A 19083-nucleotide genomic window follows, 5' to 3' on the forward strand; every position below is an offset into this window, starting at 1 on the left:
TTGACGAGGAACGCGGACCCGGCGGAGACCGTCGCTCACGCGGCGGCGAGCTCGAACCGTCCGACTGAACGCGCCGGCTTGCGCTGTGAAACAAGGTCGCCGATCAGGCGGCCGGAAGCCAGCGCAAGCGTGAACCCGAGCGCTCCATGACCGATGTTCAGCCAAAGATTATCGAAGGCTGTCCGGTCGATGATCGGCAGACCCTTTGGCGTTGCGGGACGTAGCCCGCACCATGCGGCTGCTTTGTCGAAGTCGGCAGCGCCAGGGAACATCGCCCTGGCCGCGGCGCGCAGCGTCGCGATACGCCGAGGACTGATGTCGGCGCGACGGCCGCCGATGTCCGCCATTCCGGCGATCCGCAGCCTGTCGCCGAGGCGCGCATAGACCACCTTGCGCTCGTAGTCGGTGACGCTCATGCGCGGCGCGACGGCTTTGCCCTGCAAGGGAGCCGTCAGGCTATATCCCTTCAATGGATATAGCGGCACGCGAATTCCAAGCGTTGCGAGCAGTGGCACGCTGGACGTTCCCGTTGCGATCACGACGTGATCGGCATCGAGATCTTCGCCCGCCGCGGAAGCGATCACTCTCCGTGCGGACGTGCGCCGCAGCCGGGTGACGGCGGTCCCGAAACGGAACGCCACGCCCCGCTTGCGCAACAGGCGCATCAATCCCACACAGAACCGATAACAGTCGCCGCTGTCTTCGCTCTCCGTGAAGATGCCGCCGCTCATTTCGCCCGCGAGATGGGCGAGCGCTGGCTCCTTCGCGATACATGCGTCGGCGTCGAGCGCCTCCTGCTCGCAACCCAGCGAGCGCTGATAGTCCAGAAGGCGGCGCGCGGCATCGAACGAGGCGCTGGTCCGATGAACGACGAGCTTGCCTGCGTTGGCGTGATCGAAGCTCAGGTCAGGCTCGCTGCCGAGCAGTTCGTTCATGAGATCGCGGCTGAGAAACGATAGGGAAAGCAGGCTGCGCGTCGATTCTTCGCTTTGACGATGGGTGCAGGCGCGCACGAATTGCAGCAGCCATCTCCACTGCTGGAGATCGACGCGAGGATGGTAATGAACGGGCGAATCCCGTCGCAACAGCCAGTTTGGCAGTTTTGAAAGCACGCCGGGACCGGCCAACGGCGCGACGTAGCTATAGGAAAGCTGACCGCCATTGGCAAAGCTCGTCTCGCTCGCAACATCGTCGTTGCGATCGATGACTGTAACCTGATGCCCGTCGGCCCGCAGATACCAGGCGGTGGTGAGGCCGACGACGCCGGCTCCGAGAACGATCGTATGCATGGTCAACCCAAAGCGATGAACAGGCCGCCAATTTCATCAATTTCAGGAAGGCGTCCAATATCGATCGGCAGGCGGGATATAGACGCAGGTTATAACGGCCGGACCGAACAAGCTGGGATGCTAGGGAACCTGGCGCAGGAATTTCATCAGCCGATCTGCGGTTCGCGGCGGCGGGCGCTCGTGCTGGGTCAGGGCATAAACCTTCAGACTGGAGGCAATCTCCACCGGCCGCACCTGGATGTCCCGGACATCGGGCGGATAGTTGGCTGTGAACCAGTCGACCAGTGCGACGCCGACGCGCGCCTGCACCAGCGACTTTGCGAGCGTATAGGTCTGTACCGAGATTGCGCTTTTGGGATGGGCTCCGGCATCCTCCAGCCAGTTGGAAAGAATGCCGCCGAGGTAATCTTCGGTGTCGATGGTGATGATCGGTTGATCGTTCAACTCATCGGCTCGCAAGGGTCGCTTCGTCAGTTTGTCGGGCCACCAGCCGGCGGGTGCAATTGCGCACAGGCCGCAGCTTCGCAACTCGGTGAGCACAAGGTTGGGGTGCGACACCGGACGCATCGTCAGACCGATCTCGATTTCATTGAGCAGTAGCGCCTGCTCGATTTCGCGCGTGTGCGCGACGGACAGTTCGCAATTCGATTGCGGGTATGCCCGGCACCAGAGAGCGACCGCCTGTGGCAGCAGGTGGTGTGCGAGCGCTGGCGTCGCCGCGATCCGCAATGGACGGGCCGAGCCAACCGAAAGACTGCTGGCGAGCCGACGGATGCGCCTCAGTTGCTCGTCGAACGGCGTCAACTCCCGCTGCAATTGCAGCGCTTCCTGGGTCGGCACCAGTTTTCCCCTGCTGCGCAGGAACAGCGGAAATCCGACCGACTGTTCGGCATGCTGGAGGATCTTGCTCACCGCGGGCTGCGAGATATTCAGGATCTTCGCCGCGCCATTGGTCGAGCCCGTCAGCATGATTGCACTGAATACTTCGATGTGTCGCAGGCGCACGGTTTTCCTCCAGCGTAACGCCCGGGTCCCGCGCGTCACCAGCCAGTCGACATCAATTCCGGCGTGCCTTGAGCTGTCAACCCTGCGGCGCTCCTATAACCCGCGGTTATATCGTGAGCCTGCCTTTTCATTGGGCCCGGCGAAAGCGCGACATCTACAGTCGACCACCGACCAGGCGGACGGTCTGGTGCAAACAGAACCGTCAAATCCAGATGGGCCACACAGGGGTGACGTCGTGCAATCCGGTTTTTCCAGATCGCAAAAAATTGCCGCGCTCTCCGGCCTGTTTCTGGCGTGGGCCGTCGGATATGCCGATCGCATTTTGATGAGCGTTGCGATCATCCCGATCAGCCGCGAATTCGCGCTCGACGCGAGCCAGGCCGGCATGGTGCTCGGCGCCTTTTACGTCAGCTATGCGCTGATGCAGCTTGCCGGCGGATGGCTGTCCGATCGCTATGGTTCGCGCATCGTCGTCGTGATTTGTATCGTGACCTGGTCGGTTTTCACCAGCGCCACCAGTCTCGCCTGGTCATTCGCTTCGCTGCTTGCAATACGTTTCATGTTCGGACTAGGCGAAGGCAGCTTTTCGCCGGCGAGTTCGGTGACGGTCGCCGAAGTCTTCCCAAGACTGGAAAGAGCGCGGGCGAAGTCGTTCCTGATTTCGACGGTGTTCCTCGGCAATGCCGCCGGCGCAGGCCTGATTGGCGCCACCGTCGCCTGGCTCGGCTGGCGTGGATCGTTTCATATCCTCAGCTGCCTCGGCTTCGTGGTTGCACTGATGCTTTGGCTTGTGCTGCGCAGCGGCATCACCGCGCAGCGCGCGCGTGCGGCCAGCCCCCTCGTCAGCCGTTGGCAGCACTGTTACGAAACCCGATGGCGTGGAAACTGACCGCGATCTGGTCTTTCACCAGTCTGCTCTACATCGGCGTTCAATCCTGGATGCCGTCGTACCTGATGAAGACCTACGGGATCGATCTGAAGCAGGTCGGTCTTGCCACCATGCTGCCGAACCTGATCGCTTTCGCCGGAACGAATGTCGTTGGGCTGCTCCTGGACAAGCACGGCAAAGGGCGCGAAAGGATGTTCATGGTTTTCGGCGCGTTCTTCAGTGCCGTATTTCTGGCGCTGATGATCACGACGGCCTCGATTTATCTGCTGCTCGTTTATTGGACGCTGCTCCTGCTGGCGTTCAACTTCGTCTATGCTACGGTTTTCGCCGCCCCGCTTCGGCACTTCCCCGAGTCCTCGATCGGCAGTACGACAGGCTTGATGAATTTCGGCGGACAGATCGGCGGTTCGGTCGCGCCCGCAGCCATGGGTGCGATGATCGCGGCGTCCGGAGGTTCATATCTCGCGGCCTTCTATCTGCTGCTGGCGTCTGCTGTCACCTCGGCAGTCGTCGCTTTCTACTGGCGAGCAACCGGCGATGCAGTCTCCGTCATCCAGCCGGAAGGTGTTCGATAAACTTAAGGAGTTACAATGACCGACCGTACAGGCGCTTTCGACCTCCTCATTCGCGGCGGAACGGTGATCGACGGAACGCGCCGTCCCCGCTTCAATGCTGACATCGGCATCCGCGATGGTCATATCGCCGCGGTCGGCGACCTGGCCGACGCACAGGCGCCCGTTGCCCTGGAAGCAAACGGAAAGATCGTCGCTCCGGGCTTCATCGATTCCCACACGCATGACGATCATGCGTTGCTGTCCGAGCCCGACATGACCTTCAAGATTTCGCAAGGCGTCACCACCGTGGTGACAGGCAATTGCGGGATCAGTCTCGCTCCCCTGAAGCCGGACTTGCCGCGTCCCATGCCGCAAAATCTCCTGGGTGCCGGAGACGCGTCTCCTCGCACTTTCGAGCGTTTTGGCGACTATCTGGAGACGTTGCGGCGCGCACCAGCGTCGGTCAACGTCGCTGCGATGGTCGGGCACACGACGATGCGCCTGATGACGATGGACTCGCTCGATCGGACCGCGACGCCAGACGAAATCGCCGCGATGCGCGGCTTGCTTGTCGAGGCACTCGATGCGGGCGCGATCGGCGTATCCACCGGCACCTACTATCCGCCGGCGGCAATGGCGACGACCGGCGAGGTTATCGAAGTCTGCCGGCCCATCACCGGCACCGGCGCGGTCTTCGCGACCCATATGCGTAACGAGGCGGAGGGCTGCGTCGAGTCGTTGAACGAATCCTTTGAGATCGGCCGCGCCCTGGATGCGCCGGTCGTGATTTCCCATCACAAGCTGGCTGGCGAAGCCAATTTCGGCAAATCGGCCGTGACGCTGCCGTTGATCGAGGCGACGATGAAGTGCCAGTGCGTTGCGCTCGACTGCTATCCCTATGCGGCCAGTTCGACCATGCTGCACACCGACGAGGTGAGGCTGCGCGGGCGTGTGGTCATCGCTGAATGCGAGTCGCATCCGGAATTTGTCGGACGCGAACTCGGCGATATTGCGGATGAATGGCAGGTGAGCCGGCTGGAGGCGGCGCGGCGCTTGCAGCCGGCGAGCGCCATCTACTTCATCATGAACGAGGGCGATGTGCGCAACATCCTGTCCTTCGAATGCACGATGGTCGGCTCCGACGGTTTGCCCGGCGGAACAAAGCCGCATCCGCGGCTCTGGGGAACATTTCCCAGGGTTCTCGGCCACTACAGCCGCGATGTCGGCCTGTTTTCGCTGGAGACCGCGGTCTGGAAGATGAGCGGCCTGACGGCGAAAAACTTCGGTCTGGCGAACAGGGGAACGATCGCCGTCGGACAGCACGCCGACGTCGTCGTATTCGACGCTGCAACGGTGATCGACAAGGCCAATTACGACACGCCGACAGGGCCGGCCGAGGGCATTGAAGCCGTGATCGTCAACGGCGCCTTGACCTGGCATCAAGGCAGGCATAGCGGCGCGCGCCGCGGTCAGGTCATCACGCGCATTGGGAGCCAATTGTGAAGTGACGGCGCCTGGCCCCGCAAGTGAGTCGTGCGCCGCTCAACCTTCACAGCCCTTTCCGGTGACGCGCTCGTCACGAACGACAACGTCGATCAATTTGCGAGAGAGCCCGTCGAAATCCGCGAGCTTCAAATAGCCTTTTGCGTGAGCGTCTTGGGTCAGCCGGTCGATTCTCCTGTCGTCGGTACTGGACCACTGCTTCGCAATATAGTCGGCGCCGGCCTTGCCAAAATTTTCGGGGTATCGCTCGCTCTGATTTTGCCGCTGATAGTAGTAGTGGCTGAGGCCGGCGACGAAGCTCTTGCGGCCGTCGCCCTGGCAACGAGATCCCCAGGGCAGTTCGAGCGACTTGAAGGCCTGTTCTCTCAGGCCAATCCGCGACTGCACATGGATGTCCTCGTTGGTGCCGAAGGCTCGTTCCTCACGAGGCTCATCCGTAGGTGACGGCTCTGGTTTCGCAAAGGCCCAGATTGCCACCTGGCCGACGACAACAGCCCAGACCAGGAACCAGATCGGTTTCATCGCGCACGCCTGGACGAAGCCTGCGCCGGCGGAAGGCAGACCGGCGACTCGTCAAACCAAAGGCCGGGGCCGGTGAACTGCAGCGCATCCTGCCGGACGTCGTCGGGAAAATCCGCTTTCACTATGCCCTGCAGATCGAACGCTTCACGCAGGGCTTCTTTCGCGTGGATATCGAGCGGTGTCGAGAAAGTCGCTGCAACTTTCTTCACCTTCTCGTCGCTGCAAAACATGAGCATGTTGGCCGGCCTCGGGCAGTCCATCCTTTTCTGCCACGCCCGCGCGTAGGCGATCACGGCGGCAATCAAATCGGGCTTGGTGGTCTCTCCGCAGGGCACCAGTTTATAGGCATTGGCCGCTCGCAACGCCTCCATCCGGATCGCATCGAGCTGCGCGTCGCCATCACTCTGCAACGTGTGTTGCGCTTCCCACATCTTCCGCTCGTAGTCCTTCGCGCTCTGATCGCCGAACGTTGCCGTGGTCCGCGACGATAGCGGGCCCACGACGACCGGCGGACCGCTGTTGATGACGACTGGAAAGCCGCGGGTGGCCCATGTCACGCCGACAAAGGCGGTCAGGAACACCATGAATACGAGAAGAACGAAGCGAGCCACAGGATTACTCTGGGTTGAGACGCCGCAGATTAGCACCCTGACCGGTATGAAAGGAGTTCGTCGGATCTTTTGGCGGGAAGAAGGTAATTGAAACGTAAATGGTTCCGTCAAAATGACGGCATCATCTCGCCGCGCGCTCTTTTTCGACGCGCTCTGTCACGTCGCGCGCGACGGCGACCGCGCCAAGCACCTCGGCAGGCGCTGCGCCCTTGACGATCGCAAATGTCATTTCGACGTAGAGTCTGCGCCCGCTCTTGTGCAAGGCGCGCGTCAGAGTAGGGCGGCCCTCAAGTTTCAGGGCGCCGCTCGTCATCGCGGCCTCAAAGCCGCGCCAGTGCGCGGCGCGTAAGTGCTCGGGAATGATCAGATCGAGGTTTTGGCCGAGCGCCTCGTCCTTCGAATAGCCGAACAAGGTGGTGGCGGCGGGATTCCAGCGGCCGATCGTGCCGGCGCGATCGGCATAGATCATCGCATCGGCTGTCTGATCGATGATACGTTCCGCCAAATCGGGATGCTCTTCCATGGGTGCACCTGTTTGCTTCGATGCCGCGGGCGGGGCCACGATCAAATGAACCCTGCGCCTTCGCCTTCGTGGGGACTAACGCAGCCGATTGCGCGGCGTTTCAGCTCGCGAGCGACTGGGCGAGCCTATCAGACGGCACCAGCATCCGGCTTTCGAATTCGGATACGGGGAGCGGACGCGCGAAGAAATAGCCCTGGCCTTCCTCGCAGCCCATGCTCGCGAGAAGATCGGCGGTCGGGCGGTTCTCGATACCTTCCGCGATCACGGTCAGGCCGAGTTGCGAGCTGAGCGTAATGGTCGAACTCACGATCGCCGCGTCGTCGTGATCGATCAGCGCGTTGAGCACAAAGGAGCGATCGATCTTCAAGCCGTCGAGCGGAAATTTCTTGAGATAGCTGAGGCTCGCATAGCCGGTTCCGAAATCGTCGAACACGATGCGGACGCCGAGTTGCTGAATTCGCTGGAACGTGGCGAGCACGCTTTTCTCGTCGAGCAACAGGATGTCCTCGGTGACTTCGAGCTCGAGCAGCGACGGCGTCAGGCCGGTCGCCGCCAGCACGTTCGCAACGGAGCTTGCGAGATCGCCGGAGTGGAGTTGCGACGGCGACAGGTTGACGCCGACGCGAAGGCGATGTCCAGACTTCTCCCAGGCCCGCGCCTGCCGGCAGGCCGTTTCCAGCACCCAGGCCGCGACGCGTTCCGAAACCGACGATGTATTGACGACCGGCATGAACTCGCCCGGCGAGAGCAGCCCTCGCGTCGGATGGTGCCAGCGAATGAGGGCTTCCGCGCCCACCAGGTCGCCGCTGCCGAGATGAACTTGCGGCTGGTAGTACAGCTCGAACTCGCCACGATCCGCTGCGAGCGCAAGCTCCGCTTCGAGCGTCAGACGCGCCTCGACCTCCTGGCGAATACCCGCCTCAAACAGCACGCAGCCGCCACGCTTGCTCGCCTTGGCCCGGCAAAGGGCGATGTGCCCGTTGGACAAGAGCTCGTCCGCACGGCTGCCGCTAGCCGGAAAGACGGCGGAGCCGATCGACGCCCTGACGCGGTGCGAACGGTTGCCGGTCATGACGGGCTTCTCGAAGCTCGCCGTGACGCGCCGGGCCAGATCCTCGACGCTCTCCGACATGTCGGCGCGGGAGATGGCGACGGCGAATTCATCGCCGCTCAGCCGCGCGACCAACCCGGCGCGGCCGACCTCGTTCTTCAGCCGATCGGACACGGCGCGCAGCACCAGGTCGCCATTGGCGTGGCCGAGAAGGTCGTTGATGTGCTGGAATCCGTCGAGGCCGATGATCAGAAGCGCGACCTCGGCGCCGTCGGCTTCGGCGGTCGCAATCATCGTCTCGAGCCGAGCCTCCAGCGTGTAGCGGTTAGCGAGGCCCGTCAGCGAGTCGTACTCGGCAAGGTAACGGATCTTTTCGGCCTCGCGCTTCCGCACCGAGATGTCGCGCAGGATGGCGCCATGCTGCAGACCGTCGGCGCCTTGCCAGCGCGAGAAGCTGGCTTCGACCGGAAACACTTCGCCATTGCGGCGCCTTGCGTCGAACTCGATCACCTTGCCGGTTCCGAGTGCGCTCGAATTCTGCATCGAGAATGGAGCTTCCGCGCCTCTGCCTGTCGCGCAAATCGTATCGAATGGCCGGCCGATCATGTCGGCCTGATCGTAGCCGAAGATGGCCGTCGCGCCGGGATTCCATACCGTGATGAGGAAATCGGAATCGGTGCAGACAAGACCATCGCCGAGCGACATCGCAATGCGCTGAAACCTGTTCTCCGCGATGCGGCCCAGCAGATCGCGAACATCGATCTCGTCGAGCCCGATGGCGGCGATATAGACGACGGCGGCGATGTGCAGTAGCGCCGTGTCGAGGACGAGCGGAAACCACATCTGGAGCAGATAGGCCGACAGTTCGACGGCCACTGCCGTTACGGCGAGCACGCCGACGCGTTTGGCGGCCGACAGCGGCTGCCAGAGCAGGATCATCGCAACCATGAGCGCAACGAGCGTCAGCAACGTCGTGGTTGCCGACGTCCAGTGCAATGCACGGCCGCGCGAAATCGATTCCGCGGCCAGCGCCTGGAGAACCGGTCCGGCGACGATGCCGCCATTTGGAATGCTGAAGCGATCGCCGAGCTCGAGCGCGGTTCCTCCGATGATGACCTTCTTGCCCTTCAGCCGGTCGAGCGCCGCCTGATTGCCGTTCAAGACGTCGACAAAGGATACGCGGGGGATGCTCTGGTGGTGGATTGAAAAGTCGATCAGGAACGGCCCGCTTTTTTCGTCGTATTGGCCGGCGAGAACGGCGCCCATCGACGGCATGAATTCGCCGTCGAGTTTCTGGCCGAACGGATAACGGCGGACCAGCCCGTCCGGTTCGATCGCGACATTGACGACCGCCGACCAGGCTTGCGCGCGGAAGGCTGCCAGCGGACGGTTGAAGAAGGTCGTGCCGTCAGGTCCCGGCTGCTTGAACGATGGGAGCACGACCGATCCGCCGGCCTGCTCCAGCGCATCGAGGAAGAGGCGGTCGGATTCCGTGTCCGAGGGCGTTGAGAAATCGACGTCGAACACGATGTCGCTGGCGCCGGCGCGCTCGAGCTGGCGCAGCAACTCGGCATGGAGCCGGCGCGGCCACGGCCAGACGCCGATTTTCTCGATCGAAGGCGCATCGATGGCGACGACGACGATGTCGTCGCCGGCCGGCTGCGACAACCAGCTGAAACGAAGGTCAGCGAGCGCGTTACGCAGCCCGCCGTGCCAGCCACCGGCCAGCACGACGGCCAAAACGGCCGCGACCAGAAGGTGTGGTCGGATATGCTTCACGTCCCCAATCCCCCGCAACGGACATTTGCGTCCGTTCCCCTTTGCTCAGTTAATGCTTGAGGTTTCCCTTGCCGTTGCCGTTGCCGACGCCCCCGTTACCGAGGCCGAGGCCGTTGCCGTTGTTGCCATTGCCGTTGGCGGCGTTGCCGTTGCCGTTGCTGCTTCCGGCGTTGGTGGCGGCGGCGACCGTGGCTGCGACCGTTGACGAGGTGCTGCTCGCCGAGTTGCCGGCAGCGCTCGTCGTTGACGACACGGTATTTGCCGTCGCCGTTTGCGACGAGCTCCATACCGTGGTGTTGTTCGCGAGGTTGCGGTTCGCCCAGCCGGCTCCATTGGAGCCGCGGGCGAGGCCACGCGTCACCTTGTGGACGTCGAGCTTCACTTCGCCGAGCGCCGAGGAGATCCGCAGCTTGTTGTATGCGCCTGCGTGACCCTTTTGTCCGTTGGCAGCGTTGCGGATCGCAGCGAAGCCGCCCTTCGGCACGGGAACGCGATCCACCGAGGATGGACGCGGCTTGCCTTGCTCGATCGGATTGAACGTGCCCGAACCGCTCAGCGAGAGGCCGGGCTTGCCGCGTTCGAAAGCGGTTGCCTTCTGGCCCGGCAGCACCTGGGCGATCTGGCCTGACTTGAAGTCGGTGACCTCGACCTGTCCGCGCGTGACATCGACGCTGGTGCTGTTTGCGCCGACGGTGACGCGGAATTGCGTGCCCTTGACCACGGCGGCGAGGTAGGGGGTCTCGACCTCGAAATGCTTGACGTTGCGCTTTTCGACTTCGAGCAGGATCGATCCGGCCTTCTGGACGATCGTGGTCGACAGTCCTTCCTTCGGCTCAGTAGGCAGGCCGACGACCGAATTCGGCGCGATCAGAATGCTTTCCTCGCCGCGCACCAGCAGCACCCGGCCGTTACGGCCGGTGCGAATGGTATCGCCAGGCTTGAGATTGTCCGCGGGGTTCAGCGAAGCCTGCTGGACCTCGCCGTTGGTAATCCAGACCTCGCCGGACGACTTGCTGACCGACCAGGTGCCGCCGTCGGCGGCAAACGCATGGGACGCCCCACTAAGTGCGAGCGCAGTCACGAGCACGTACAGGTAGTTGCGGGCGCGATGCATGACTCTTTTTCCTCAGCCTGAACTGACCCCAGGCTAAGGCGAAAAGTTCAAAATTGAGTATGTGAACGCCGCGGTTCCAGGGGCGGCCGTTAACCGTTCATTGACCATAAAATCCTATCAAAATTCATGCACCTGAGAATGCTGTGGCGGCCCGCGCAAGCGCATCTGAACGACCGGGGCGCCACCAGTGCAGTCGGCGATCGGCGGGCGCAACGCTTGGCCGGCGCATTTGCGGCCCTCCTTGCGCTGCTACCGGCGGCCGGCCGGGCCGAGCAGGCCAGCCCGGCCTACGATCCCAGGCAATTCGACCAGCGCTTTGGAGAGGGTCAGTTCGAACGCGCGCCTGCGGTCGGGCCCAACCTGCCGATGCCAAAGCTCGCCCGGCCTGCCGAGGCCGCGGCGGACCCGACCCCGTTGTTCGTGCTGCGCCACGTCTCGATCGTTGGCGCGACGACAATATCGCCCGGCCTACTGGCGGTTGCCTACCAACCCTATATCGGCAGGAAGGTATCGCAGGCCGACCTGGCGGCGATCGCGGGTAGCATCAGCGACATCTATCGGGCGGCAGGTTTCCACCTGAGCCGGGCGATCGTCCCGCCGCAGGACATCAGCGACGGAACGATCCGTATCCAGGTGATCGAAGGCAGCATCACCGAGGTCGATCTGAAGGGTGAGGGCGCAGAAGAGTTTGGCGTACGCCAGATGCTGGCGCCCGTGCTCGCCGAGCAGCCGTCGCGGCTCGCGACGCTCGAGCGCAGGCTGGTGCTGGTCAGCGGACGTCCGGGCGTGCGCATCCAAGACACCACGCTGGAGGAGATCGGCAACGCGAGCGGCCATTTTCGCCTGACCGTGTTCGTCAAGACCTGGCAGGTCTATGCCTCCTTCGGCATCGACAATCTCGGCTCGTCCTCGGTCGGCCCGTGGCAAAGCTATGCGACCGCGGCGTATAACTCCCTGGCGAGGCCGGGCGACACGCTGGCGGTCAATCTTTCGACCACGCCGAACGATCCGCGCGAACTCGGTTTCGCCCGGCTGTCCTATGACACCCCGATCGGGAATGACGGCTTTCGGGTCGGCGCCTCCGCCTACTACAGCGACGTCTGGCCCGGCGACTATCGTCACGCCTTCGCCGACAACACGACGACAGAGGGACTTCAGCTTCGCGGCAGTTTCGCGCCCCTGCAGTCGCAGCGCGCGTCGCTGATCCTGACGGCGGCACTCGACGTCAGCAATGTCTCGGAAAGCGATATGTTCGGACCGATCTACACCGATCGCATCCGCACCGTCAGCCTGACGGCGGACTCTCGTCTGCAGGACAATTTCGGCGGCAACAACTACCTGACCGTGACCTGGCGTCAGGGCCTCGACATCCTGGGGGCTTCGTCCTATGAGGACGCTTTCGTGTCGCACCTCGGCGCATCGCCAACGTTCTCGACGCTCAATGCCTGGTTCACGCGCTATCAGACGCTGGCGGATGCGTGGTCGCTCAAGATCGCCGGCGCCGGCCAGGTGGCGTCCGGACCGCTCTATCTGTCGCAGCAATTCTATCTCGGGGGAGCGGCCTTCGGCCGTGGCTACAGTGCGGCCGAGACCAGCGGCGACAACGGCATGGCCGGCACGCTCGAGCTGCGCTTCGATCAGAAGCTGAATTCGAAATACCTGAGCGGCTACCAGCTCTACAGTTTCGTCGATAGCGGCGTGGCCTGGAACTCCGGCTTTCGCTATACCGACGGCATCTCGCTGGTCTCCGTCGGCGGCGGCGTTCGCTTTTTCCTGAGCAACGCCACGCAGGCCGATCTCTCGGTTGCGGCGCCGCTGAGCTACCGCGCCCCCGACAATCCCGGGCGCGACGTGCGCGTGCTGTTCTCACTGACCAGCGCGCTCGAGCTTTGTCCGACAAAGGCATCGACGCACTGCCTCTGAGCGGAAGTGTCCGGGCGGTCCAACGGGCCGGAGCTGCGGTTCGGCAAATGGTCGTCATGCTTGGCCTGCCTCGCGGAGAAGGCTAAAATCCGAACCTTAAGGTGGCCCACGATGGGAACTGAGCGCAATCTCGAGGCCGTGGCCAACGAGGCCTTCGCCGCCATATCAGAGCATCGTCAAATCCAGACCTTCTCGTCGAGGCCAGGCGGCCTGTCGCTCGACGATGCCTATCGCGTCACGTCCTTGATCCGCGCCCGCTTCGAAGGGCGCGGTGAAACCATCACGGGGCGGAAGATCGGTTTCACCAACCGCGAAATGTGGAAGCGCTACGGCGTGGATTCGCCGATCTGGGGTTACACGACCAGCCGCACCACGCATGATCTCGCAACCACCGAGGCTCTTCGCGCCAGCGACTTCGTCGAACCGCGGATCGAGCCCGAGATCATGTTCGGTCTGAGCGCCTCGCCCGCGCCCGACATGAGCGCGACCGCGCTGCTTGACTGCATCGCATGGGTTGCCCTCGGCTATGAGGTGGTGCAGTCGATTTTTCCGGACTGGAAATTCGCAGCCTCAGACACCGTCGCTGCGAACGGCGTCCATGGGGCACTCCTCGTGGGCACACGCCACGAGATCGCCTCACGCAAGGCCGCGTGGTTGCTCGAACTGGCCGCCTTCACCGTTGGAATCTATTGCGACGGTACGTTGAGCCAGGAGGGAAGCGGGGCTCTGGTTCTCGACAGTCCTCTGCACGCGCTGCGCCATCTGGCGGAATTGACGGCGCATGACGCGCACAATCCACCGCTTGGTGCCGGCGAAATCATTTCGACGGGAACCTTGACGTTGGCCATGCCAATTGCCGCGGGGCAGCGCTGGACAACGAAAGTCGCCGGCATCCCGCTCGAACCAATCAATATCCGCTTCGAATAGCGCTTCGCTATTACACGATGGACGCCGCCGGCGTCATTGCACTTGCGCTGCCGCCTTGCGCAGGCATTCGCGGCAGAGGCAATCCTCGCCCTTGCGCGGCATCGGCAACTTTGCCTCTTCGGCGCACCAGCATGTTTCGGATTGCGTGCAGGAAAATTCCGTTCCGCATCGGGAACAGACGACGTGGCGCGGTGGGTCCATTTCTAAACGATTTGTCATGAACGGTAACGAAACTTCGCCGCGTTTTTCATATCCGGTTCATCGCGCGTGAAGCGTAATATACGCGTTGCTTCGCCCGTTAACAGCATGATGGGAAAAGTCCGATGGCCCGCGATCCGCAAGCTGCCCTGATGGCGCTCAACCGTTTCGGCTTTGGCGCCCGCGGCGGTGCGGCGGGCGATCTGGTCAACGCGGCCTCCGATCCGCGCGGCTTCGTCAAGGCCGACCTTCAGCGTCCCGCAACTGTGCGGCTCGAAATGCCTGGCCTGCAACCAACCCCGGCGCTGGCAGAAGCCGCGTTTGCCTATCAGGCCGAAGTGAAGGCCGAGCGCGAGGCCAATAAGGAAAACGCCAAAGAAAACGCGAAGGAAAACGCGAAGGCCAAATCCACAGGAGAGATGTCGGCCTCGGAAAAGCCGGCCACGATGGAGGCGCTCGGCAAGGCACCCGACGACAAGTCCATGGAAAGAAAATCCACGGGCAATCAAGCGTTGGAAAAGATCACCTACGTTCCCTTGAAGGCGAGCGAAGCCATGCAGCCCGCCAAGCAACTCAACGTGATCCAGAAGACGTTTCGCGCCGAGGCGCTGGCGCGCCTGCAACGCGGTCTGCAGGCCGATTGCGGGTTCGGCGAACGCCTGGTGGCGTTCTGGTCCAATCATTTCTGCATCTCGGCCGCGAAAGGACAGTTGGGACGGATCTGGGCTGGCTCGTTCGAGCGCGAAGCGATCCGCCCGCATGTGTTCGGACACTTCAGCGAGATGCTGATGGCGGTGGAGCAGCATCCGGCGATGCTGTTCTTTCTCGACAATCAGCAGTCGCTCGGTCCGGACTCCCGCGCCGGGCAAAACCGCAAGCGCGGGCTGAATGAAAATCTCGCGCGCGAGATCATGGAGCTGCACACGCTCGGCGTCGGCGGCGGCTACACGCAGGCCGACGTCACTTCGCTCGCGCGCATCATCACCGGCTGGACCTTTGCCGGCCGGCAAGCCAAGCTTGGCTCGCCCGGCACCTTCGTCTTCAACGCCAATGCGCATCAGCCGGGACCGCAGGTCCTGCTCGGCAAGACTTATGAGGACACCGGCGTCGCGCAAGGCGAAGCGGCGCTTGCCGATATTGCGCGCAATCCTTCCACGGCAAAATTCGTCGCCACCAAATTCGCCCGTCACTTCGTCGCCGACGATCCGCCGCCAGCGCTGGTTGCGCGGCTGCAAGAGGTGTTCGGCAAGACCGACGGCGATCTCCTGGCACTCGCCACGGCGCTGGTTGATTCCGACGAGGCCTGGCAGGCGCCGCAGACCAAGATCCGCAGCCCTTACGAATATCTGATCGCGACCGGGCGTCTGCTGGGCCATATCCCGGACGAACCCAGCCGCTATCTCGGCGGCCTCAACGCGCTCGGCCAACCGTTGTGGTCGCCGTCCGGGCCGAATGGATTCTCCGACACCAATGCGGCCTGGGCCGCGCCGGAAGGCATGAAATTGCGGCTCGATATCGCAGCCGAGGTCGCCTCGAAGGTCGGCGACAACATCGATCCGCGCGATCTGCTCGAGCTTGCGGTCGCCGACGCGTCGTCGCCGGAGACGCGGCAGACCGTCGCGCGCGCGGAGTCGCGGCAACAGGCGTTGGCGCTGCTTTTGATGTCGCCGGAATTCCAGAGGAGATAACTCATGGAAACGACCATGGACTGCTGTGAAAATCGGTTGGCCACATCGCGCCGCGGATTTTTGCTCGGCGGCGCCTCGTTTGCCGCCTGGGCCTATTTGCCGAAATTCGCCCGCGCCGCCGACGGTCGCGATCCGCGCCTGATCGTTGTCCTCCTGCGCGGCGCGCTCGACGGCCTTGCCACCGTCGCACCCGTCGGCGATCCCGATTACGCCGGACTCCATGGTTCGATCGCGCTCACCTCCGAAGGTCCGCACGCCGCGACCATGCTGGACTCGTTCTTTGCGCTGCATCCATCGATGCCGGAATTCGCGCGCATGTATCGCGAGAAGCAGGCGGCCGTGATCCACGCGGTGTCGACACCCTATCGCGACCGCTCGCATTTCGACGGCCAGGATGTGCTCGAGAGCGGCTTTGCCGGCCCCGGCCGCGTGCAATCCGGCTGGCTCAATCGCGCGCTCGAAGGCTTGCCGAAGGGCGAACATGTGACGAGCGGGCTTGCGGTCGGCGCGACCACACCGCTGGTGCTGCGAGGCGTTGCGCCAACCGTGGGCTGGGCGCCGGTGAACTTGCCGCCAGCCGCCGACGATACCGCTGCGCGCCTGCTCGATCTCTACCAGCATCGCGATCCGGCGCTGGCGTCAGCCCTCTCCCAGGGGCTGCAACTGGAAAAGACCGCGCTCGGCGACGACATGAAGGCAAGGCCCGGCGGCAATAACGTCGCGGCGATGCGGCTGGTGGCGCGCGGCGCCACCAAGGTGATGGCGGCCGACGACGGCCCGCGCATCGCCGCGCTGGCCTTCGACGGCTGGGATACCCACGCCAATGAAGGCGGTCCGGTCGGGCGTCTGGCGCAATTGCTGTCGGGCCTCGACGGCGCGCTCGGCGAATTCCAGAGCGGCCTTGGCGAGCGGTGGCGCGACACCGTCGTGGTGGTCGCAACGGAATTCGGCCGCACCGCGCGGATCAACGGCACCGAAGGTACCGATCACGGCAATGGCACGATCGCTCTTCTTGCCGGCGGCGCGGTGAAAGGCGGACGGGTGATTGCGGACTGGCCGGGACTGAAGAGCGCCAATCTCTACGAGGGCCGCGACCTCGCGCCGACCACGGATCTGCGCGCGGCTCTTAAGGGCATCCTGCGCGATCATCTCGGCATCGGCGAAACCGTGCTGGCGAAGAACGTGTTCCCCGACAGTGCGCAGGTGAAGCCGATGCAGGGGCTCGTGGGGTAACACATCGTCGTACCGGCCAAGCGAGCGGAGCAAGCGCGAGCCGGGACCCATAACCACCGGCTTTAGTATTCACGGGGCATGTCAGGCATCCCGCTTCAATAGAGAAGCCGCGGCGTATGGGTCCCCGCTTTCGCGGGGACGACGAAGGAAAATCATCCCTTCGTAATCTTTTCGATCTCCGCCATGTCGTCGGCGGAGAGGCGCCAGGTAATCGCCTTGGCGTTCTGCTCGACCTGCTCGACGCGCGTGGCGCCGGCGATCACGCTCGCCACCTGCGGCCGCGAAGCAAGCCAGGAGAAGGCGAGTTCGAGCATCGAGTGGCCGCGCGCCTGCGCAAGGGCTTCCAGCTTTTCGACGATCTCCTCGTTGCGCGGCGTGACGTAGCGATCGCGCAATCGCGGCACCTTGCCGAACCGCGAGTCGTCGGGCGCAGCCTGGCCCCGCCGGTATTTTCCGGTCAACAGACCGCTCGCCAGCGGAAAAAACGGCAGCAAGCCAAGTTTGTATTCCTGCGCGCAGGGCAACAGGTCCCTTTCGATGTCGCGGACGACGAGGCTGTATTCGTCCTGGCATGAGATGTAGCGGGTGACATTCATGGCGCGCGCGACATGCTCGGCTTCGGCGATCCGCCACGCCGGAAAATTCGAATTGCCGATGTAACGCACCTTGCCTTGCCGGATCAGATCGTCGAGGGCCCGCAACGTTTCGTCGATCGGCGTCAGCGGGTCGTAATCGTGTTGCTGGTAGAGATCGATGTAGTCTGTCTTCAGTCGCTTCAAGCTGGCTTCAACGGCGGACATGATGTAGCGGCGCGAGGCGCCTTGTTTGGTGCCATCGGTGCTCATCGGTTTTGAGAATTTGGTCGCGAGCACGATGTCCTTGCGGCGATCGCCCAGCACTTCGCCGAGGACCGTTTCGGAGCCGCCCATATCGGCATAGATGTCGGCGGTATCGAACAGCGTGATGCCGAGATCGATCGCCTTGTGAATGACCTTGCGCGAGGTTTCGAGATCCGTGCGCTGGCCGAAATTGTTGCAGCCAAGACCGACCGCCGAGACGCGCAGGCCTGAGCCGCCGAGGTTACGGATTTCCATGGATCAATCCCGTGCTTCCAGTGTGAGGTGAACGCTATTGTCACCTTAAGAAGCCCGGGCACAAGGCAACGCGCCGGGTGCAGCCATGCGGGAAACACTGCACAAAAAAGTGCGGCCCCGGTCAGACGCGGCGACTGACGGGGACCGCTGGGGGCGCGGATGATCATCGACGGGGGGCCTGATCAAACGCATTGGAAGGCTAGTCCCGCATTATAACGCAGTCGTGACAGGGAGACTTATCCACAACCTGTGTGTGCACGCCTTGGTTCGAATTCGCTGGCCGGAAACCCGTGCCTCAAAACAGCTTGCGGTAGACGATGAAGCCGGATCGCTCCGCGAGCTTGTCGTAAAGCATTTGCGCGGTGCGGTTGGTCTCATGCGTCTGCCAGTAGACGCGCGGTGCGCCGGCTCGTTGCGCCTCTCGATAGACCTCCTTGATCAGCGCGCCACCGACGCCTTTGCCGCGAGCGGCCTCAACGGTGAAGAGATCCTGCAAATAGCAGACGGGTTCGATTGCGGTGGTCGAGCGGTGGAACAGATAATGCGTCAGGCCAAGAAGCCGGCCGCCGCTTTCGGCGACCAGGCAATGAACGGGCTCATAGGCATCGAAGAAACGCGCCCATGTCATGCGCGTGATATCAAGCGAAAGCGCGGTCGAACCTGAGCGGCCGTAGAAGGCGTTATAGCCGTCCCACAGCGGCAACCATTGTTCATAGTCGGAGCGCGCAACGGAGCGAATAAGGAGTTCGTCGGGCATAGGCCTATCGAGCCAAGAGGAATGATCGCTCGATTTAAGCGGCAGCGTCGAATTGGATCAATCCGATTTATTTAGCGCCGCCATTCGGCCGCGCGCAAGTCTCGCGCCGGATTGCGCAAGCGATTCTTGCGCATCAGCCGGTAGTATTCGGCCAAGGCCGGATCGTCGGTGTGGCGAACCAGTTCGGTGACCGGCGTATAGCTCAGCATGCGTCCGCCGTCGGGCAAGGCCGTGCAGGAAAAGCGCAGCACCTGGCCGTCCCTGAGATTGATGTTGATCGGCGTCGAGTCGCCCGCCCGCATCATCTCGGTTCGTTCCGCGATGAAGGTGCTCAGCTCTTCTTCGGGCATCTCCCACGCGCCGGTGTCGCGGCCGTGATACATCAGCGCGATGAAGGGCGGCTTGCTGTCGGCCTTCGCGTCG

General features: G+C 63.2%; 18 protein-coding genes. 7 read left to right on the forward strand and 11 right to left on the reverse strand.

The window, feature by feature from the left end; translation table 11 throughout:
- Positions 1 to 35 precede the first annotated feature (35 nt).
- Positions 36 to 1289, reverse strand: a complete 1254-nt coding sequence (locus VFB05_RS30685; protein ID WP_325019675.1) for a D-amino acid dehydrogenase — start codon at positions 1287 to 1289, stop codon at positions 36 to 38.
- A gap of 120 nt (positions 1290 to 1409) precedes the next feature.
- Positions 1410 to 2294 (reverse strand): LysR family transcriptional regulator, encoded by an 885-nt coding sequence (locus VFB05_RS30690; RefSeq protein ID WP_325019677.1) that lies wholly within the window; start codon positions 2292 to 2294, stop codon positions 1410 to 1412.
- A 235-nt stretch (positions 2295 to 2529) separates the two neighbouring features.
- On the opposite strand from VFB05_RS30690, the gene VFB05_RS30695 reads away from it, so the two are divergent.
- Genes VFB05_RS30695 through VFB05_RS30705 form a run of 3 tightly spaced genes read left to right on the forward strand, consistent with a single transcriptional unit; the run spans position 2530 to position 5240 of the window.
- On the forward strand, positions 2530 to 3183 hold the full coding sequence (locus VFB05_RS30695) for an MFS transporter (protein ID WP_325019679.1): 654 nt from the start codon (positions 2530 to 2532) through the stop codon (positions 3181 to 3183).
- Positions 3168 to 3758 carry an MFS transporter gene (locus tag VFB05_RS30700; RefSeq protein WP_325019681.1) on the forward strand — a complete coding sequence of 197 codons (591 nt, stop codon included), beginning with the start codon at positions 3168 to 3170 and terminating at the stop codon, positions 3756 to 3758. The genes VFB05_RS30695 and VFB05_RS30700 overlap by 16 nt, the downstream gene beginning before the upstream one ends.
- A gap of 15 nt (positions 3759 to 3773) precedes the next feature.
- On the forward strand, positions 3774 to 5240 hold the full coding sequence (locus VFB05_RS30705; protein WP_325019683.1) for a D-aminoacylase: 1467 nt from the start codon (positions 3774 to 3776) through the stop codon (positions 5238 to 5240).
- Between the two features lie 39 nt (positions 5241 to 5279).
- Here VFB05_RS30705 and VFB05_RS30710 read toward each other — a convergent pair whose 3' ends face one another.
- The 5 genes from VFB05_RS30710 to VFB05_RS30730 form a co-directional block, all read right to left on the reverse strand.
- Positions 5280 to 5762 (reverse strand): hypothetical protein, encoded by a 483-nt coding sequence (locus tag VFB05_RS30710; RefSeq protein ID WP_325019685.1) that lies wholly within the window; start codon positions 5760 to 5762, stop codon positions 5280 to 5282.
- Complete coding sequence (locus tag VFB05_RS30715) at positions 5759 to 6373, reverse strand: hypothetical protein (RefSeq protein ID WP_325019687.1); 615 nt, start codon at positions 6371 to 6373, stop codon at positions 5759 to 5761. Before VFB05_RS30715 ends, VFB05_RS30710 begins: the two co-directional genes overlap by 4 nt.
- 121 nt (positions 6374 to 6494) lie before the next feature.
- Positions 6495 to 6896, reverse strand: coding sequence for a PAS domain S-box protein (locus tag VFB05_RS30720; protein ID WP_325019689.1), 402 nt, complete (start codon positions 6894 to 6896; stop codon positions 6495 to 6497).
- A 100-nt stretch (positions 6897 to 6996) separates the two neighbouring features.
- Entirely contained in the window at positions 6997 to 9726 is a 2730-nt protein-coding gene (locus tag VFB05_RS30725; protein ID WP_325019691.1) for an EAL domain-containing protein, read from the reverse strand.
- Between the two features lie 49 nt (positions 9727 to 9775).
- Entirely contained in the window at positions 9776 to 10840 is a 1065-nt protein-coding gene (locus VFB05_RS30730) for a FecR family protein (RefSeq protein ID WP_325019693.1), read from the reverse strand.
- 126 nt (positions 10841 to 10966) lie between these two features.
- Between VFB05_RS30730 and VFB05_RS30735 the strand changes: the two genes are divergently transcribed.
- Together VFB05_RS30735 and VFB05_RS30740 are read left to right on the forward strand one after the other, a co-directional pair.
- Entirely contained in the window at positions 10967 to 12763 is a 1797-nt protein-coding gene (locus tag VFB05_RS30735) for a ShlB/FhaC/HecB family hemolysin secretion/activation protein (protein ID WP_325019695.1), read from the forward strand.
- A 111-nt stretch (positions 12764 to 12874) separates the two neighbouring features.
- A complete protein-coding gene (locus VFB05_RS30740) occupies positions 12875 to 13690 on the forward strand; it encodes a 2-keto-4-pentenoate hydratase (RefSeq protein ID WP_325019697.1) in 816 nt (271 codons plus the stop codon).
- Between the two features lie 33 nt (positions 13691 to 13723).
- Here VFB05_RS30740 and VFB05_RS30745 read toward each other — a convergent pair whose 3' ends face one another.
- Positions 13724 to 13909, reverse strand: coding sequence for a hypothetical protein (locus VFB05_RS30745; RefSeq protein WP_325019699.1), 186 nt, complete (start codon positions 13907 to 13909; stop codon positions 13724 to 13726).
- Positions 13910 to 14013: 104 nt separating this feature from the next.
- On the opposite strand from VFB05_RS30745, the gene VFB05_RS30750 reads away from it, so the two are divergent.
- Together VFB05_RS30750 and VFB05_RS30755 are read left to right on the forward strand one after the other, a co-directional pair.
- Positions 14014 to 15576 carry a DUF1800 domain-containing protein gene (locus VFB05_RS30750; RefSeq protein ID WP_325019701.1) on the forward strand — a complete coding sequence of 521 codons (1563 nt, stop codon included), beginning with the start codon at positions 14014 to 14016 and terminating at the stop codon, positions 15574 to 15576.
- A 3-nt stretch (positions 15577 to 15579) separates the two neighbouring features.
- Positions 15580 to 16809, forward strand: coding sequence for a DUF1501 domain-containing protein (locus VFB05_RS30755; protein WP_325019703.1), 1230 nt, complete (start codon positions 15580 to 15582; stop codon positions 16807 to 16809).
- Positions 16810 to 16961: 152 nt separating this feature from the next.
- Here VFB05_RS30755 and VFB05_RS30760 read toward each other — a convergent pair whose 3' ends face one another.
- From VFB05_RS30760 to VFB05_RS30770, 3 genes are all read right to left on the reverse strand, one after another.
- The gene (locus VFB05_RS30760) at positions 16962 to 17903 is read right to left on the reverse strand and encodes an aldo/keto reductase (RefSeq protein ID WP_325019705.1); all 942 of its coding nucleotides are present in this window, start codon (positions 17901 to 17903) and stop codon (positions 16962 to 16964) included.
- 295 nt (positions 17904 to 18198) lie between these two features.
- Complete coding sequence (locus VFB05_RS30765) at positions 18199 to 18660, reverse strand: GNAT family N-acetyltransferase (RefSeq protein ID WP_325019708.1); 462 nt, start codon at positions 18658 to 18660, stop codon at positions 18199 to 18201.
- Between the two features lie 71 nt (positions 18661 to 18731).
- On the reverse strand, positions 18732 to 19083 hold a 352-nt coding region (locus tag VFB05_RS30770), incomplete at its 5' end, for a PAS-domain containing protein (protein ID WP_325019710.1).

This window comes from Bradyrhizobium sp. (genome assembly GCF_035652035.1).
In the GTDB taxonomy this organism is placed as follows: Bacteria; Pseudomonadota; Alphaproteobacteria; order Rhizobiales; family Xanthobacteraceae; genus Bradyrhizobium.

What these genes read in the sequence shown, in the direction of transcription:
- VFB05_RS30740 (WP_325019697.1), top strand. Translation starts at nt 12,875, where the DNA reads ATGGGAACTGAGCGCAATCTCGAGGCCGTGGCCAACGAGGCCTTCGCC.
- VFB05_RS30710 (WP_325019685.1), bottom strand. Translation starts at nt 5,762, where the DNA reads ATGAAACCGATCTGGTTCCTGGTCTGGGCTGTTGTCGTCGGCCAGGTG.
- VFB05_RS30685 (WP_325019675.1), bottom strand. Translation starts at nt 1,289, where the DNA reads ATGCATACGATCGTTCTCGGAGCCGGCGTCGTCGGCCTCACCACCGCC.
- VFB05_RS30705 (WP_325019683.1), top strand. Translation starts at nt 3,774, where the DNA reads ATGACCGACCGTACAGGCGCTTTCGACCTCCTCATTCGCGGCGGAACG.
- VFB05_RS30760 (WP_325019705.1), bottom strand. Translation starts at nt 17,903, where the DNA reads ATGGAAATCCGTAACCTCGGCGGCTCAGGCCTGCGCGTCTCGGCGGTC.
- VFB05_RS30755 (WP_325019703.1), top strand. Translation starts at nt 15,580, where the DNA reads ATGGAAACGACCATGGACTGCTGTGAAAATCGGTTGGCCACATCGCGC.
- VFB05_RS30720 (WP_325019689.1), bottom strand. Translation starts at nt 6,896, where the DNA reads ATGGAAGAGCATCCCGATTTGGCGGAACGTATCATCGATCAGACAGCC.
- VFB05_RS30765 (WP_325019708.1), bottom strand. Translation starts at nt 18,660, where the DNA reads ATGCCCGACGAACTCCTTATTCGCTCCGTTGCGCGCTCCGACTATGAA.
- VFB05_RS30745 (WP_325019699.1), bottom strand. Translation starts at nt 13,909, where the DNA reads ATGACAAATCGTTTAGAAATGGACCCACCGCGCCACGTCGTCTGTTCC.
- VFB05_RS30730 (WP_325019693.1), bottom strand. Translation starts at nt 10,840, where the DNA reads ATGCATCGCGCCCGCAACTACCTGTACGTGCTCGTGACTGCGCTCGCA.
- VFB05_RS30700 (WP_325019681.1), top strand. Translation starts at nt 3,168, where the DNA reads ATGGCGTGGAAACTGACCGCGATCTGGTCTTTCACCAGTCTGCTCTAC.
- VFB05_RS30735 (WP_325019695.1), top strand. Translation starts at nt 10,967, where the DNA reads ATGCACCTGAGAATGCTGTGGCGGCCCGCGCAAGCGCATCTGAACGAC.
- VFB05_RS30750 (WP_325019701.1), top strand. Translation starts at nt 14,014, where the DNA reads ATGGCCCGCGATCCGCAAGCTGCCCTGATGGCGCTCAACCGTTTCGGC.